Source organism: Streptomyces hokutonensis, assembly GCF_000376565.1.
GTDB classification, from domain to species: domain Bacteria; phylum Actinomycetota; class Actinomycetes; order Streptomycetales; family Streptomycetaceae; genus Streptomyces; species Streptomyces hokutonensis.
On sequence record NZ_BARG01000020.1, the window covers coordinates 43,713 to 58,524 of the forward strand.

Genomic DNA, 14,812 nt, shown 5'->3' on the forward strand with positions numbered 1-14,812 from the left:
CAGCCCCCTCAGTCCAGGATGAAGCTCTCTAGGTACGACGGGTTCGCCCGGTCGAGCATCGATGCAGCCCGGGCCCTGATCTGGGCGTCGCTGTGCTCGCTCTCGGGCAGCAGCCAGAAGCGGTCCGCGCGGATGCCGTCCACGACGAGGTCGGCGACCTCCTCGACGGGCGTGAAGGCCACGTCCTTGCCCGCCGCCTTCATCGCGCTCTCCCACTGGTCGAGGCTGCGGTAGGGCGTCCTACGGGGGCGCTCTTTCGCGTACCGGGCGGGCCGGTTGCGGTGCGACTCCCACAGGCCGGTGCGCAGCATGTGCGGCCCCGGGAAGAGCACCGAGGCGCCCACGCGCGCGTGCTCGGCCTTCAAGTGGGCGTACAGGGACTCGGTCATCGTCACGACGGCGGCCTTGGTGACGGCGTACACGGAGGCGGTGGGCAGCGGGGCGATACCGCCGTCCCCGGAGGACGTGTTGACGACATGACCGGGTTGACCGGACTTGATCATCCTCGGCACGAACGCCTGGATGCCGTGGAAGACGCCCCACACGTTGACGGCGAACGCCCACTGCCAGTCGTTGGGTTCGTGCTCCCACATCCGGCCCTCGGCGCCCGAGCCGACCCCCGCGTTGTTGCACAGGACATGGACGGCGCCGTACGTGTCGTACGCCGACTCGGCCAGATCCAGGACCTGTTGGCGTACGCCGACGTCGACCACGCGCGCGTGCACGTCGGCACCGTCGGCGCGCAGATCGGCGGCGGCCTTGTCGAGGGCTCCCTCCTCGACGTCGGCGAGGACCACCTTGAGCCCGTCGGCGGCGAATCTCCGTGCCATCGCGAGTCCGATCCCGCTCGCGGCCCCGGTGACGACGGCAACCTGACCCTCCCTCAACTCCATCAGACGCTCCCCTCGGGTGGGCCGTCATGGACCTGTTGCGGATCGTCGTAGCGCTGGTGGATGTACGGCAACAGGGCCCGCGCGTCGACCCGTTCGACGACCTTGCCTCGCTGGTCGCTGGTCTTCTCGCCGATGGTGATGTCGACGAGGGTGCGTACGGGGAGGTCGGCGACCGGGTCGTACATGGACTCGCGCAGGACGACGTCCCCGGTGACGCGTTCGAGGCGGCGGACCTTCTCGTTGCGCAGGCAGTGCACGAGCACCGGGTCGGCGTCGAAGCCCGAACCGTCCACCGCGGGAAGGAACTTGAAGTAGAAGTCGGTCTTCTGCGTCGGCCCGGGGAGGGGCAGTTCCTCGCTGACCGCGCCGCGCACCTCGACGAAGGCGATGCCGTGCCGGGCCAGGGACGCGTGCACGACGAGGCCCACGCGTTCGACGGTCACCTCGCCGAGTTTCTTGGGCTCGCCGAAGACCTCACGGCCGCCGGTGAGGGCCCGTTCGTGGGTCATCGGCATGACCAGCGGGTACCAGCCCTCGACGCCGTCGTGCGCGGCGGCGACCGCGAACGAGCCCGCGCCCAGGGGGTATCCGGTCAGTTCGACCTTGCTGATGTTCACCCGGACCAGGGGCCGCCCGGTGGGCTTGAGGGGTGGCGGCAGGACCGCCGCGACCGCGTCCGGGTCGCTCTCCCAGACAGCCACCACACCGGTGGACCAGATGTCGGGGAGCTTCGCGCTCGCCGTGCGTGCGGCGGCGATCTCCGCCTCGGTCCGTGCGCCGTACCGTACGCGTGCCATACGCCGTACCGCCCTTCGTAGGCCGTCATCCGTCAGGCGGGCAGCACGCTTGCACCGGGCGGGCGAAAGGTCCATAGCCACGCGCGCGTGCGTTCGGCGGACCCGAACGGGCGGGCGGGACAAGGCACCTGAGGGACAGGGCTGTCAGTGACGGCCCGTATCCTCAGTGACCATGCTCGAAGACCACTCGCCCGCAGTGTCCGCAGCCACTCCGTGGCCGGCCGCGTATCCCCAGGGGTATGCGGTGGTTGACGTGGAGACCACCGGTCTGGCCCGGGACGACCGGATAATCTCCGCGGCCGTGTACCGGCTGGACGCGCTCGGCGAGGTCGAGGACCACTGGTACACGATGGTCAACCCGGAGCGTGATCCGGGCCCGGTGTGGATCCACGGTCTGACGAGTGACGTACTGGAGGGCGCGCCCCTCTTCAAGGACATCGCCGAGGAGTTCGCGACCCGCCTGGAGGGCCGGGTGCTGGTCGCGCACAACGCGGTCTTCGACTGGCAGATGATCGCGCGGGAGTACGCGCGCGTGCAGATCGATCCCCCGGTGCGGCAGCGGCTGTGCACCATCGCGCTCTCCAAGGAGCTGGCCCTCCCGCTGCCCAACCACAAGCTGGAGTCCCTGGCGGCGCACTTCGGTGTCGTGCAGCAGCGCGCGCACCACGCGCTGGACGACGCGCGCGTGCTCGCCGAGGCGTTCCGGCCGAGCCTGCGGGCGGCGGCGAGCAGCGGCGTACGGCTGCCGCTGCACGAGTGCCGGCCGCTGACCGAGTGGACCGCGGACCGGCCGGCGCCCCGGATCGGTCACCAGGGGGGCGGCTACAGCGGCTACGGGGCGGGCAGTTGGCGTCCCGCGCGCAAGCGGCCCGCGTGCCCGTACCCGAACCCGGGACGGTTCGAGGACGGCAAGCCGCTCAAGCAGGGGATGCGGATCGCGTTCTCCGGGGACACGTCCATCGAGCGCGAGCTCCTGGAGGACCGTGCCGTGGAGGCCGGTCTGCATGTCGCCACGAGCCTGTCCCGGCTGACCAGCCTGCTCGTCACGAACGACCCGGACTCGGGCACCTCGAAGGTGGTCAAAGCGCGGCAGTTCGGCACGCCCGTGGTGGACGAGGCGGCGTTCGGGCAACTGCTCCGGGATGTCGAGCAGGCGGACTGAGCGCGCCACGGGGAGCCGTACGGACGGGTGATTGGGGCGCGACTCGCCCCACGCCCGCTCGCCCGTGCCGGGCGGACGGCTCACCCTGTGGCGCATGGCGAGATGTGAAGTGTGCGGCAATGACTACGGCATGAGCTTCGAGGTGCACGCGCAGGGCGCGGTACACGTCTTCGACTGCTTCTCCTGCGCGATCCACCGCATGGCCCCGATCTGCGAGCACTGCCGGGTGCAGATCATCGGCCAGGGCGTGGAGGTCGAGGGCCACTGGTTCTGCGGCGGCCACTGTGCCCGGGCGGAGGGGAAGGTGGGGATCATCGACAAGGTGTGAGCCGCCGGCCCCAAGGGGCCCCTTCCGGTACCCCCCTCAATGCGCCCCACGACCGAGTTGTACGGTCGTGGGGTGTACCGCTTCCTGATGTCCCGGCAGTGGGTGATCCTCGCGTTGATCACCCTCCTCCTGATCCCCACGATGATCAGGCTGGGCATCTGGCAGATGCACCGCTACGAGATGCGCAGCGCCCGCAACCAGCTGGTCACCAACGCCCTGCACGCCAAGCCGGTCCCCGTGGAGCAGATCAGCACCCCCGGACACGCGGTCACCCGCACCGAGAAGTACCGCACCGTCACCGCGACGGGCACCTTCGAGACCTCCAAGGAAGTCGTCGTCCGGCGCCGCACCAATGACGACGACGAGGTCGGCTTCCATGTACTCACCCCGTTCGTGTTGACGGACGGCAAGGTGGTGTTGATCAACCGTGGATGGATCCCGGCGAACGGCGCGCAGACCGCCTTCCCGAAGATCCCCGCGCCGCCGAGCGGCACGACCACGATCACCGGGCGCCTGATGGCCGACGAGACGACCGCGGCGAGCGGCATCAAGGACATCAAGGGCCTGCCCGACCGGCAGATCATGTTGATCAACAGTGAAGAGCAGGCGAAGCGGCTGCACGCCCAGGTGCTCGGCGGCTACGTCGAGCAGACGGCACCCGAGGCGAAGGGCGGCACCCCGGAGCAGATCTCCGACCCGGGCAAGGAAGACGCCCCGCTGAACTACGCGTACATGATCCAGTGGTGGCTGTTCGCCGCGGCCGTACCGGTCGGCTATGTCGTCCTGGCCCGCCGCGAGGCCCGCGACCGCCGGGAGGCGGCGGCCAAGGAGCAGGAGACAGAGCGGGCGGAACCGGCGACGGTCTGACCCGCCGCGCTTCACCCGCCCGGCCCCGACCTGGGATTGCGTGGTCGATACTCCGGGAACCCGCACCCCGTGCACCCACGTATCGAGGACTACGCCCTCATCGGCGACGAACAGACCGCGGCCCTGGTCGGCATGGACGGCTCGGTCGACTGGCTGTGTCTGCCGCGCTTCGACTCGGCCGCCTGCTTCGCGAGACTGCTCGGCGACGAGGAGAACGGCCACTGGCGCATCGCCCCCGAGGGCGCGGACCGCTGCACCCGCCGCGCCTACCGCCCCGGCACCCTGGTCCTGGACACGGAATGGGAGACCGCCGAGGGCACGGTGCGCGTCACCGACCTGATGCCCCAGCGCCATCGCGCCCCCGACGTCGTACGCGTCGTGGAGGGCCTCAGCGGCAAGGTCACCGTCCGCAGCACGCTCCGTCTGCGCTTCGACTACGGCGGGGTCGTGCCGTGGGTGCGCAGGTCCGACGGGCACCGGGTGGCCGTCGCGGGCCCCGACTCGGTGTGGCTGCGCAGCGAGCCGGAAGTGCGCACCTGGGGCGAGGACTTCAGCACCCTCTCGGAGTTCACCGTCGAGGCCGGTGAGAAGGTCGCCTTCGTCCTCACCTGGCATCCCTCGCACGAGCCGCGTCCGCCGCTCGTCGACCCGTACAAGTCGCTGCGGACCAGCGTCGCGGACTGGGAGCGCTGGTCGGCCCGCTGCCGCTACGACGGCCCCTACAGGGACGCGGTCGTACGTTCCCTGATCACCCTCAAGGCCCTCACCTACCGTCCGACCGGCGGCATCGTCGCCGCGGCCACCACCTCGCTGCCCGAGGAGATGGGCGGCGTACGCAACTGGGACTACCGCTACTGCTGGCTGCGCGACTCCAGCCTCACCCTGGGAGCCCTGGTCGCCGCGGGCTACCACAAGGAGGCCGAGGCCTGGCGCGACTGGCTGCTGCGCGCGGTCGCGGGCGATCCGGCGGACCTGCAGATCATGTACGGCGTGGCGGGCGAGCGGCGGCTGCCCGAGTTCGAGCTGCCGCACCTGACCGGCTTCGGCGGCTCGGCTCCCGTGCGGATCGGCAACGGCGCCGTCAACCAGCTCCAACTCGACGTCTACGGGGAGGTGATGGACTCCCTGTGGCTGGCCCGGCGGGCGGGTCTGTCGCCCAAGCCGCACATGTGGTCGCTGCAGAGCGTCCTCCTGGAGTGGCTGCGCGCGCAGTGGCAGCAACCCGACGAGGGCCTGTGGGAGGTGCGCGGCGGGCGCCGGCACTTCGTGCACTCCAAGGTCATGGTGTGGGTGGCCGCCGACCGGGCCGTACGCACTCTGGAGGAGTACGCCGACCTCCCGGGGGACCTGTCGGGCTGGCGCGAGCTGCGGGACGCGGTGCACAAGGACGTGTGCGAGAAGGGCTTCGACCCGGTACGCAACACGTTCACGCAGTACTACGGCTCGCAGGAACTCGACGCCGCCCTGCTGCTGATCCCCCGCTTCGGTTTCCTGCCGCCCGACGATCCCCGGGTCGTCGGCACGGTCGACGCGGTGCAGGCGGCGCTCGGCCACGACGGCTTCGTACGCCGCTACGACACCGCCGCCGACACCCCCGTGGACGGACTGCCGGGCGACGAGGGCACCTTCCTGGCGTGCTCGTTCTGGCTCGTGGACGCGCTGCACATGACGGGCCGTACGAAGGAGGCCCGGGTGCTGTTCGAGCGTCTGGTGGGGCTCGCGAACGACGTGGGACTGCTCGCGGAGGAGTACGACCCGGTGGCAGGCCGTCAGCTGGGCAACTTCCCGCAGGCGTTCAGCCACATCGGCCTGGTGAACACCGCCCTCGCCCTGTTCGGGGGCGAGAAGGCAGGATAGGAGCCATGGATCTTGGACTGAAGGACCGCGTGTACGTCGTCACCGGGGCCACCCGTGGACTGGGCAACGCCGCCGCGCGCGAGCTGGTGGCCGACGGCGCGAAGGTCGTCGTCACCGGGCGGGACGAGAAGCGGGCCACCGAGGCGGCGGCCGCACTGGGGCCGAACGCGGTGGGCGTGGCCGTCGACAACGCCGACGCGGACGCGCCGGCCCGGCTGATCGCCGCCGCGCGCGAGCACTTCGGGGGCTTCGACGGCATCCTCGTGAGCGTCGGCGGACCGCCGCCCGGGTTCGTCGCGGACACCACCGACGAGCAGTGGCAGGCCTCGTTCGAATCGGTGTTCCTGGGCGCGGTACGGCTCGCCCGCGCGGCGGCCGGGGAGCTGGAGGCTGGCGGGGTCATCGGCTTCGTGCTGTCCGGTTCGGTGCACGAGCCGATCCCCGGGCTGACGATCTCGAACGCGCTGCGGCCCGGCCTGGCCGGTTTCGGCAAGTCCCTCGCGGACGAGCTGGGCCCGCGCGGCATCCGCGTCGTCGGACTGCTGCCCGCCCGCATCGACACGGACCGCGTGCGCGAGCTGGACGGCCTCTCCGCGGACCCGGAGGCCACCCGCGCGGCCAACGAGTCGCGGATTCCGCTGCGGCGGTACGGGACGCCGGACGAGTTCGGGCGTGCGGCCGCGTTCCTGCTGTCGCCGGCCGCGTCCTATCTGACGGGGATCATGCTGCCGGTCGACGGCGGGATGCGACACGGTTTCTGACGCACCGTCAACTGACCCGCTCCGCGCGGTGCTTGACGCCCGTCAGCTGTACCTCCGTAGGGAGTGCGTCCAGGCCCGCCGATTCGCGGGCGTGGGCCAGGGCGTTGGCCGTCAGGTGGTCGAGGGCGACTCCGGGGTCCACGTGGGGTTCCAGGCTGAGCCGGACGCGGGCCTCGGGTGCCGTGCGCGTGCCGGCGAGCCGCACGTGCGCGTGGGCCACGCCGTCCAGGTCGCCCGCGTCGGTGGCGAGGACGCCCTCCAGGGCCCGGCCCCGCAGCAGCGCGCCCTCGCCGTCGCCGGTGCGGACGGCGACCTCGGTGAGCCGGCGGCGCCGTAGCACCGCGACGAGCCACCACAGGGCCAGCAGGACGACGACGGCGAGCACGGCGAGGACCGTGGGCCACCACCAGCCGTCGTGCCGCCAGCGGGTCCGCCGGGCGTCGCTCAGCAGGACGTCGTGACGGCCGTCGTAGATCCACCAGGACGGCGGCTTCACGCCCAGCCCGACGGCCAGCACGGAGCCGCCGAGTACGACCAGCAAGAGACCCACGACACCGGTCACCACACGGTTGACGATCCTGAGCACCGGCCTCACCTCTTCCGTCCGGAACGGCCGACGTGCAACGACAGGGCGGGCGGCCTGGCCAGCCCCAGACCGGTGATCGCGTCGGTGAGCACGGCGTCCAGGTCGGCCCGTACGTCGTCGAGTTCGCGGAAATGGGACACCGCGCGGACATCGGCTTTCGTCCGGCTCGTGCGTACCCGCACCGACTGCACGCCCGAGACCTCCATGGCCCGGTCGCGCAGCACCATCGCGGCGGCCGCGCGTTGCAGGCCCGCGCGGACGTCGGCGTGGGTGCGGCGCATCGGCAGCACCTGGCGCAGGCCGGGCGTGAGCGCCAGCACGATCAGCCAGAGGCCGAGCACGGCGGCGATGCCGGCGCCGACGAGGACCCAGGTGTCGTCCAGGGGCCGCTGTGCGAGCTGCCGGGTCAGTTCGCGGCGCCAGTGCGCCGAGGGCCGTTCGGCGCGCACGGCGGTGATGTCGTAGAGCAGGGCGCCCGCGCCGACGAGCAGCAGGGCGGCGACGATGCCCGCGGGAACGCGGCGCGCCGACCAGAAGCGGCCGTCCTTCCCGCCGCCGTCGACCAGGGGGGCGGGACCGCGGTCCGCCGCCGGGTCGTACCCGCCGGGTCCGGGGTCGGTCTCCTTCTCGATGACCGGTAGTCGTTGGGTCGTGCCTTCGGAGCCCTGGGGCTCGCTCATCGCGTCCTCCCCTGTGCCGCGCCGTGTGCCGGTGCCGGATGCAGCCGTTCCACCTGTACGGCGACCTCGGGCACCTCCATGCCCACCAACGCGCGTACCCGCTGAACCACCTGTCGACGCACCCGAAGACAGCGGTCGCCGATGTCGCAGGGATAGTCGAGTTCGAGGTGCACGCGCACGCGTGCCGTTTCGTGGTGGACGACCACGGTGGCATGCGGTGGCGCGGCGTCCGGGTGCAGCGGTCCGAGGGCCTCGCGCGCGGCCTGCACGGCGATCTTCGCCACGACCCGGTCGGCGATCCGGGTGGCGCCCCGCTCGCCCGGTGGGACGGCCGCCGGGGGTCTGCCGCGCTCGTCGACCGCGCCGCCGGCGCCGCTCACGGACGTCACCGCCGCCGGTCGTCGCGCGAGCGGAAGAAGTCGCCGAGTTCCAGGTCCCCCTCGAGGAACCGGCCGACGACGAACCCGATGGCGCCCAGGGCGGCCACCAGCAGGAACGCGCCGAACCCGCCGAAGTATCCGGCGAAGCCCAGCGCCATTCCGGCGATCATGCCGACCACGGCCCTGCTCATCCTGCGCTCCTCAGCTCGTTCGTCGCCCCGCTGTTCGTGGATTCATCCGTCGGCCCGGTCACTGGAGCCGGGGCTCCGGTTCGTCGTCCTCCTCGTCGGGCAGCTTCACGTCGCTGACCGCGATGTTGACCTCGACGACTTCGAGTCCGGTCATCCGCTCCACGGCCGCGATGACGTTCTCCCGTACGGCCCGGGCCACATCGGCGATCGACACCCCGTAGTCGACGACGATCTCCAGATCGAGGGCGGTCTGCACCTCGCCGACCTCGGCCTTCACTCCCCGGGACACCGACTTCGAACCGCCGGGCACCCGGTCGCGCACGGCCCCGAAGGTGCGGGACAGCCCACTGCCCATGGCATGCACGCCCAGGACGTCCCGCGCGGCCAGCCCGGCGATCTTCTCCACGACCCCGTCGGCGATGGTCGTACGCCCCCTGGACGCCGGGTCACCCCCGCCGCGCTTGGTGGGGGTCTTACGGGTCTGCAGCGGCTCCCGCTCGCCGTCGGGGTCCTGCGTCCGGTTCCGCTCCGTCATGTCGGTCATCGCCGTACGTCCCTTTCGGTCGTCGTCCTTCGACCACGGTAAGTGCGGTTCCATTCTCCCGCGCCGGGGATGCGGCAGGCTGGAGGAATGACGGCGGACGCATGGACGCGAGTGGTACGGCAGCAGTTGGGGCTCGGCAGGCTGTTGCCCCTGGGTGACGAGCGGGACGGCGCGTGGATCGCGGAGCGGGCGGCCGAGGCCGTGCTGCGGGGCGTGGCGCGGCATGTACGGGGCGTGCGGCTGGGCGCGTTGCGCATCGGGCTCGCCGATCCGGAGGACGTGCGCGAGCCCGCCGTACCGGCACCGCCGGGGGCGCTGCCGCCCGGTCCGCTGCGGATCACGGCCGACTTCGCGGCCGTGGCGACCGAGCCCCTTCCGGAGACCGCGTCCCGGTTGCGCGCGGCGCTGGCGAGGGCCGCTGTGGAGCGCCTCGGGCTGGTGGTGGCGGAGGTTGATCTACAGGTGACGGCCCTGCTGGACCAAATGGACGACGTTGACCGTGTGGACGATGTGGATCGTTCCGCCGCCGAAGTTGACCATGTTGATGACCTTGAGCAGATGGTCAACGTTGACGACGGCGGCGAGTCCCTGATCATCGCGGCCGCGCTCGGTGTCCCGGGCGTGACCCGGCTGACCGGAGCGCTGGGCGGGCTGGGGCGGGCGGTGCACATCGAGGAGCGGCAGGACGAAGGTGCGCTGGCGCGGCTGCACGCGCGCGTGGAGATCGCCGTGCGCGCGGACCACCGGGCCGTGGAGGTGGCCCGGGAGGTCCGCGCGAGGGTCGGCGAGGTGCTGCCCGGTCACCCGACCGTGACGGTGCTCGTCACGAGGGTCGGCTGAACCGCGGTCGGCCGAACCGCTGTCGGCCGGCGCCTATTCGCCGACGCCGGCGAGGTCCCGCAGCCGTCGGGCCTGGGCGGCGCGCTCGGCGGCGCGCTGGTCGTCGTACGTACGCCCCTGGACGCCCTGGAGCAGCGCCTTGGTCTCGATGACGGCGTCGCGCGGCGCGGCCAGCAGGGCCGTCGCGAGCTCGCGCACGGTGTTGTCGACCTGGTCGGCGGGCACGGCGATGTTCGCCAGGCCGGTGCTCACCGCCTCCTCGGCCGCGACGAAGCGCCCGGTCGCGCAGATCTCCAACGCGCGGGCGTAGCCGACGAGCCCCACGAGCGGGTGGGTGCCGGTCAGGTCGGGCACCAGTCCGAGGCTGGTCTCGCGCATGGCGAACTGCACATCGTCGGCGACGACGCGCAGGTCACAGGCGAGGGCGAGCTGGAAGCCGGCCCCGATGGCATGGCCCTGCACGGCGGCGATGGACACGATGTCGCTCCGTCGCCACCAGGTGAAGCCCGCCTGGTACCCGGCGATGGCCTCGTCCAGCACGGCGTCGTCGCTGTGCGCGAGGTCGATGAACGACGGTTCGCCGTCGAAGCCCTCGGGCGTGAACGCCTGCCGGTCGAGGCCGGCCGAGAAGGACTTGCCCTCGGCACGCAGCACCACGACACGGACGGAGCCCGGCAGCAACCGCCCGGCCTCCGCCAACGCCCGCCACAGAGCGGGACTTTGGGCGTTGCGCTTGGCCGGGTTGGTCAGCGTCACCGTGGCGATCGCGTCGTCGACGGTGAGCCGTACGCCGTCCTTGTCGAGTACGGGACCGAGGTCCTTGTCGTCCTGTTCGGGCGAAGCCATGGGGCGCCTCCGATGTGTGCGGTCAACAGAGCAGAGCTAAGTGACTGCACAGTAACCACCCGGCCGGTCAGTCGTCCGACCGGGTGGCCACCATCGAAGCCGTCGAGCCGCTCGGGATCAGGCCGAAGCCTTCTTGCCCCGGGTCGCCCCGCCACGCCCACGAAGCGTGACGCCCGACTCACTGAGCATCCGGTGGACGAAGCCATACGAGCGGCCGGTTTCCTCGGCCAGCGCTCGGATGCTCGCACCGGAGTCGTACTTCTTCTTCAGGTCTGCCGCGAGCTTGTCGCGCGCGGCGCCGGTTACCCGGCTGCCCTTCTTCAGAGTCTCGGCCACCCGTGCCTCCTCATGGGAAGTGCGCTCTTGGTCTCCTCATGATCACCCCTCCAAGCGTTCATGGCCACCCATTCGGCAAGGTCCGTAAGACAAGGTTTTGACGACAGGAGCGCGTCCCCACAAGTGGAATATGGAATTCCAGACGATCGTGTCCGCACGGCCGAACGAGTCGCTCCGCGAAATACCTGGTCAGAGACGCGGAACGGCCGAGCCCTTGTCGATAAAGGACTCGGCCGGAAAATTGATGTAGGACACACCTCGGTACGAGGAGATCTCACACAGATGGTGGATCACCGGTAGGCCGAATGATCCATACGCCGTGGATCAAGCATTCGATCAAGCCGGTTCGATCAGGCCAGGGCGACAAGATCCGCGTAGTCCGCGCCCCACAGGTCCTCGACGCCGTCCGGCAGCAGGATGATCCGCTCCGGCTGCAAAGCCTCCACGGCACCCTCGTCGTGGGTGACGAGGACGACGGCGCCCTTGTAGGTGCGCAGCGCCCCGAGGATCTCCGCGCGGCTGGCCAGGTCGAGGTTGTTCGTCGGCTCGTCCAGGAGCAGGACGTTCGCCGAGGACACCACCAGGGTGGCGAGCGCGAGACGGGTCTTCTCGCCGCCGGAGAGGACCCCGGCGGGCTTGTCGACGTCGTCGCCCGAGAACAGGAAGGAGCCGAGCGTCTTGCGGACCTCGACCAAGTCCAGGTCGGGGGCGGCGGAGCGCATGTTCTCCAGGACCGTGCGCTCCGGGTCGAGGGTCTCGTGCTCCTGCGCGTAGTAGCCGAGCTTGAGGCCGTGGCCCGGGATGACCTCTCCGGTGTCCGGCTCCTCGACACCGCCGAGGAGCTTCAGGAGGGTCGTCTTGCCGGCGCCGTTCAGGCCGAGGATGACGACGCGCGAGCCCTTGTCGATGGCCAGGTCGACGTCGGTGAAGATCTCCAGGGAGCCGTACGACTTCGACAGGCCCTCCGCCATGAGCGGGGTCTTGCCGCAGGGCGAGGGCTCCGGGAAGCGCAGCTTGGCGACCTTGTCGGAGACACGCACCGCTTCCAGTCCGGCGAGGAGTCGGTCGGCGCGCTTGGCCATGTTCTGCGCGGCGACCGTCTTGGTGGCCTTGGCGCGCATCTTGTCGGCCTGCGAGTGCAGGGCGGCGGCCTTCTTCTCGGCGTTCTGCCGCTCGCGCTTGCGGCGCTTCTCGTCGGCCTCGCGCTGCTGCTGGTAGAGCTTCCAGCCCATGTTGTAGACATCGATCTGGGCGCGGTTGGCGTCGAGGTAGAACACCTTGTTGACGACGGTCTCGACGAGGTCGGCGTCGTGGGAGATCACGATGAAGCCGCCGCGGTACGTCTTCAGGTAGTCGCGCAGCCAGACGATCGAGTCGGCGTCGAGGTGGTTCGTCGGCTCGTCGAGCAGGAGCGTGTCCGCGTCGGAGAACAGGATGCGGGCCAGCTCGATACGGCGGCGCTGACCACCGGAGAGCGTGTGCAGGGGCTGGCCGAGCACACGGTCGGGCAGGTTCAGCGCGGCGGCGATGGTGGCGGCCTCGGCCTCGGCGGAGTAGCCGCCCTTGGTGAGGAACTCGGTCTCCTGGCGCTCGTACTGGCGCATGGCCTTGTCGCGGGTGGCGCCGCTGCCGTTGGCGATGCGCTGTTCGTTCTCCCGCATCTTGCGGATCAGGGTGTCCAGGCCGCGCGCGGAGAGGATGCGGTCGCTGGCGAGCACATCCAGGTCGCCGGTGCGGGGGTCCTGGGGGAGGTAGCCGACCTCGCCGGAGCGGGTGACGGTGCCGCCGGCGGGCTGGCCCTCACCGGCCAGGACCTTGGTCAGGGTGGTCTTGCCGGCGCCGTTGCGGCCGACGAGACCGATGCGGTCGCCCTTGGCGATGCGGAAGGTCGCGGACTCGATGAGGACGCGGGCACCGGCACGTAGCTCGATACCGGAGGCGGAGATCACGGTCAGACTCCAGAGCGGGGTCGTAGGCGGAAGGGGCGGCTGAGGACGTTCCCGCCGTCTAATGCGCGAGGAGAATGGCCATGGGCCAAGTCTAACGGGCGGGTGCAAGCGTTTTTTCTGTCTACGGCGGGCCGCTGCCCGGGGCGTGCGGCCCGGGGTGATCCGGCCCACATGGTCCACGGCGATGAGCTGGGCGGTCCGGGCCGGCGCCCGGAAACGGCCGGGCGACGAGCGGTGCCGCGCCGTGACGAACGGCACGCGCGCATAGCGGGCGTCGCCCGTTCGGACGCTTGCCCGGCGCCGCATCGGGGGCGGCGGGCGAGGATGGCGCCAGGGGGTCCACACGCGCGGAGAGCGGGGCCCATGCAGTTCGACGACGACGCCGATCTGGACACCTCCGAGGTGCAGGACGTGCGCGGCAGCCGGATTCCCGGCGGGCGCGCGACCGTGGGCGGAGGCCTCGCGGGGCTGATCGCACTGCTCCTGGGGCTGTTCTTCGGTGTCGGCCCCGACAACCTGGGGTTGTCGTCGGGCAGCGACTCACCGGCGGCGACCGCGTCCTCGCTGGCCCAGGTGCAGTCGTCCTGCCGTACCGGACAGGACGCGAACACCAAGGAGGACTGCCGCATCGTGGCGGTGGTCAACAGCGTGCAGGACTTCTGGGCGCAGGAGTTCGCGCGGCGCGGCGGGACGTACACCCGCTCCCCCACGGTCTTCTTCAGCGGGCAGGTCGCCACCGCGTGCGGGACGGCGACCTCGGCGGTGGGGCCGTTCTACTGTCCGGGCGACCGGAAGGTCTATCTGGACCTGGGGTTCTTCGACGAGCTGCGGACGAAGTTCGGCTCCAGCGGCGGCCCGTTCGCGCAGGCGTATGTCGTGGCCCACGAGTACGGGCACCACGTGCAGGACCTGATGGGCACGCTCGGCAGGGCGCAGGACGGACGGACCGGCGCGAACAGCAACGCGGTGCGGGTGGAGTTGCAGGCGGACTGCTACGCGGGGGTCTGGGCGCATCACGCGACGACCACGAAGGACGAGTCGACCGGGCGGCCGCTGATCACCAGTCTCACGGAGGCCGACATCCGGGACGGGCTGGACGCGGCGGCGGCCGTGGGCGACGACCGGATCCAGGAGCGGTTCCAGGGCCGGGTCACGCCGGAGACCTGGACGCACGGGTCGGCGGCGCAGCGGCAGCAGTGGTTCTACGAGGGTTACCGGACCGGTGACATGGCGCGGTGCGACACCTTCCGCTGACGGCCGTTCCGCCGGTTCGCGGGGCGTTGTCAGTGGCGGGTGCAAGACTCGTCGAAAGCGATCAAAGCGGCGAAAACGCCAAGAGGACCCGATGCACAAGGAAGTGATCGGCATGGCAGCCAAGGACAGCGGGCGTCCCAGCATCTACCCGTCCCTGCTCTACACGGACGCGAAGGCGGCGATCCGGCAGCTCACGGAGGCCTTCGGCTTCACCGAACTCGCGGTGTACGAGGGCGAGGACGGCTCGGTGATGCACGCCGAGCTGACGCAGGGCAACGGCGCGGTGATGCTCGGCTCCAAGGGCCGGGGCGGGCGTTTCGACGAGGCGATGAAGAGCGCGGGACCCGTCGGGGTGTACCTCGTCGTGGACGACGTCGACGCCCACCACCGACGGGCCGTGGAGCACGGCGCGGAGATCCTGATGCCCCCGACGGACCAGGACTACGGATCCCGGGACTACATGGCCCGGGACATCGAGGGCAACATCTGGAGCTTCGGTACCTACGCCCCGGGGATACCGGGGACGGCGGGCGCCTGACCC

18 protein-coding genes are annotated in these 14,812 nt (G+C 71.1%); 8 read left to right on the forward strand and 10 right to left on the reverse strand.

The window, feature by feature from the left end; translation table 11 throughout:
* Positions 1-8: 8 nt before the first annotated feature.
* Both SSP08S_RS09885 and SSP08S_RS09890 read right to left on the reverse strand, forming a co-directional pair.
* Positions 9-893, reverse strand: a complete 885-nt coding sequence (locus SSP08S_RS09885; RefSeq protein ID WP_019067425.1) for an SDR family NAD(P)-dependent oxidoreductase — start codon at positions 891-893, stop codon at positions 9-11.
* The gene (locus SSP08S_RS09890; RefSeq protein WP_019067426.1) at positions 893-1,690 is read right to left on the reverse strand and encodes an acetoacetate decarboxylase family protein; all 798 of its coding nucleotides are present in this window, start codon (positions 1,688-1,690) and stop codon (positions 893-895) included. The genes SSP08S_RS09885 and SSP08S_RS09890 overlap by 1 nt, the downstream gene beginning before the upstream one ends.
* A 172-nt stretch (positions 1,691-1,862) precedes the next feature.
* Between SSP08S_RS09890 and SSP08S_RS09895 the strand changes: the two genes are divergently transcribed.
* The 5 genes from SSP08S_RS09895 (at position 1,863) to SSP08S_RS09915 (ending at position 6,665) form a co-directional block, all read left to right on the forward strand.
* Positions 1,863-2,852 (forward strand): DEDDh family exonuclease, encoded by a 990-nt coding sequence (locus tag SSP08S_RS09895; protein WP_026178346.1) that lies wholly within the window; start codon positions 1,863-1,865, stop codon positions 2,850-2,852.
* A gap of 94 nt (positions 2,853-2,946) precedes the next feature.
* A complete protein-coding gene (locus SSP08S_RS09900; RefSeq protein ID WP_078532401.1) occupies positions 2,947-3,180 on the forward strand; it encodes a metallothionein in 234 nt (77 codons plus the stop codon).
* Positions 3,181-3,252: 72 nt separating this feature from the next.
* Positions 3,253-4,047, forward strand: coding sequence for an SURF1 family cytochrome oxidase biogenesis protein (locus SSP08S_RS09905; RefSeq protein ID WP_019067429.1), 795 nt, complete (start codon positions 3,253-3,255; stop codon positions 4,045-4,047).
* A 69-nt stretch (positions 4,048-4,116) separates the two neighbouring features.
* Positions 4,117-5,904: a glycoside hydrolase family 15 protein gene (locus SSP08S_RS09910; RefSeq protein WP_019067430.1), complete on the forward strand. Its 1,788-nt coding sequence runs from the start codon at positions 4,117-4,119 to the stop codon at positions 5,902-5,904.
* Between the two features lie 5 nt (positions 5,905-5,909).
* Positions 5,910-6,665, forward strand: a complete 756-nt coding sequence (locus tag SSP08S_RS09915; protein WP_019067431.1) for an SDR family oxidoreductase — start codon at positions 5,910-5,912, stop codon at positions 6,663-6,665.
* Between the two features lie 7 nt (positions 6,666-6,672).
* Here the strand turns inward: SSP08S_RS09915 and amaP are convergent, their stop codons facing one another.
* From amaP to SSP08S_RS09940, 5 genes are read right to left on the reverse strand one after another with little or no spacing between them, the layout of a single operon-like run.
* Positions 6,673-7,251: an alkaline shock response membrane anchor protein AmaP gene (gene amaP / locus SSP08S_RS09920; RefSeq protein ID WP_019067432.1), complete on the reverse strand. Its 579-nt coding sequence runs from the start codon at positions 7,249-7,251 to the stop codon at positions 6,673-6,675.
* Between the two features lie 5 nt (positions 7,252-7,256).
* A complete protein-coding gene (locus SSP08S_RS09925) occupies positions 7,257-7,931 on the reverse strand; it encodes a DUF6286 domain-containing protein (protein ID WP_019067433.1) in 675 nt (224 codons plus the stop codon).
* Positions 7,928-8,320 carry an Asp23/Gls24 family envelope stress response protein gene (locus SSP08S_RS09930; RefSeq protein ID WP_019067434.1) on the reverse strand — a complete coding sequence of 131 codons (393 nt, stop codon included), beginning with the start codon at positions 8,318-8,320 and terminating at the stop codon, positions 7,928-7,930. The genes SSP08S_RS09925 and SSP08S_RS09930 overlap by 4 nt, the downstream gene beginning before the upstream one ends.
* A complete protein-coding gene (locus tag SSP08S_RS09935) occupies positions 8,317-8,502 on the reverse strand; it encodes a hypothetical protein (protein WP_019060657.1) in 186 nt (61 codons plus the stop codon). The genes SSP08S_RS09930 and SSP08S_RS09935 overlap by 4 nt, the downstream gene beginning before the upstream one ends.
* A gap of 58 nt (positions 8,503-8,560) precedes the next feature.
* Entirely contained in the window at positions 8,561-9,046 is a 486-nt protein-coding gene (locus SSP08S_RS09940) for an Asp23/Gls24 family envelope stress response protein (protein ID WP_019067435.1), read from the reverse strand.
* Positions 9,047-9,133: 87 nt separating this feature from the next.
* Between SSP08S_RS09940 and SSP08S_RS09945 the strand changes: the two genes are divergently transcribed.
* Positions 9,134-9,886 (forward strand): hypothetical protein, encoded by a 753-nt coding sequence (locus SSP08S_RS09945; RefSeq protein ID WP_019067436.1) that lies wholly within the window; start codon positions 9,134-9,136, stop codon positions 9,884-9,886.
* Positions 9,887-9,919: 33 nt separating this feature from the next.
* Here the strand turns inward: SSP08S_RS09945 and SSP08S_RS09950 are convergent, their stop codons facing one another.
* The 3 genes from SSP08S_RS09950 to SSP08S_RS09960 all read right to left on the reverse strand — a co-directional run bounded on the left by SSP08S_RS09950 (position 9,920) and on the right by SSP08S_RS09960 (position 13,017).
* Positions 9,920-10,732: an enoyl-CoA hydratase/isomerase family protein gene (locus SSP08S_RS09950; RefSeq protein WP_019067437.1), complete on the reverse strand. Its 813-nt coding sequence runs from the start codon at positions 10,730-10,732 to the stop codon at positions 9,920-9,922.
* Positions 10,733-10,849: 117 nt separating this feature from the next.
* A complete protein-coding gene (locus SSP08S_RS09955) occupies positions 10,850-11,068 on the reverse strand; it encodes a helix-turn-helix domain-containing protein (RefSeq protein WP_019060653.1) in 219 nt (72 codons plus the stop codon).
* A gap of 350 nt (positions 11,069-11,418) precedes the next feature.
* On the reverse strand, positions 11,419-13,017 hold the full coding sequence (locus SSP08S_RS09960; RefSeq protein WP_019067438.1) for an ABC-F family ATP-binding cassette domain-containing protein: 1,599 nt from the start codon (positions 13,015-13,017) through the stop codon (positions 11,419-11,421).
* 363 nt (positions 13,018-13,380) lie between these two features.
* On the opposite strand from SSP08S_RS09960, the gene ypfJ reads away from it, so the two are divergent.
* A complete protein-coding gene (gene ypfJ, locus SSP08S_RS09965) occupies positions 13,381-14,271 on the forward strand; it encodes a KPN_02809 family neutral zinc metallopeptidase (RefSeq protein WP_019067439.1) in 891 nt (296 codons plus the stop codon).
* Between the two features lie 112 nt (positions 14,272-14,383).
* The gene (locus SSP08S_RS09970; RefSeq protein WP_043259371.1) at positions 14,384-14,809 is read left to right on the forward strand and encodes a VOC family protein; all 426 of its coding nucleotides are present in this window, start codon (positions 14,384-14,386) and stop codon (positions 14,807-14,809) included.
* The last annotated feature ends 3 nt before the right edge of the window (positions 14,810-14,812 follow it).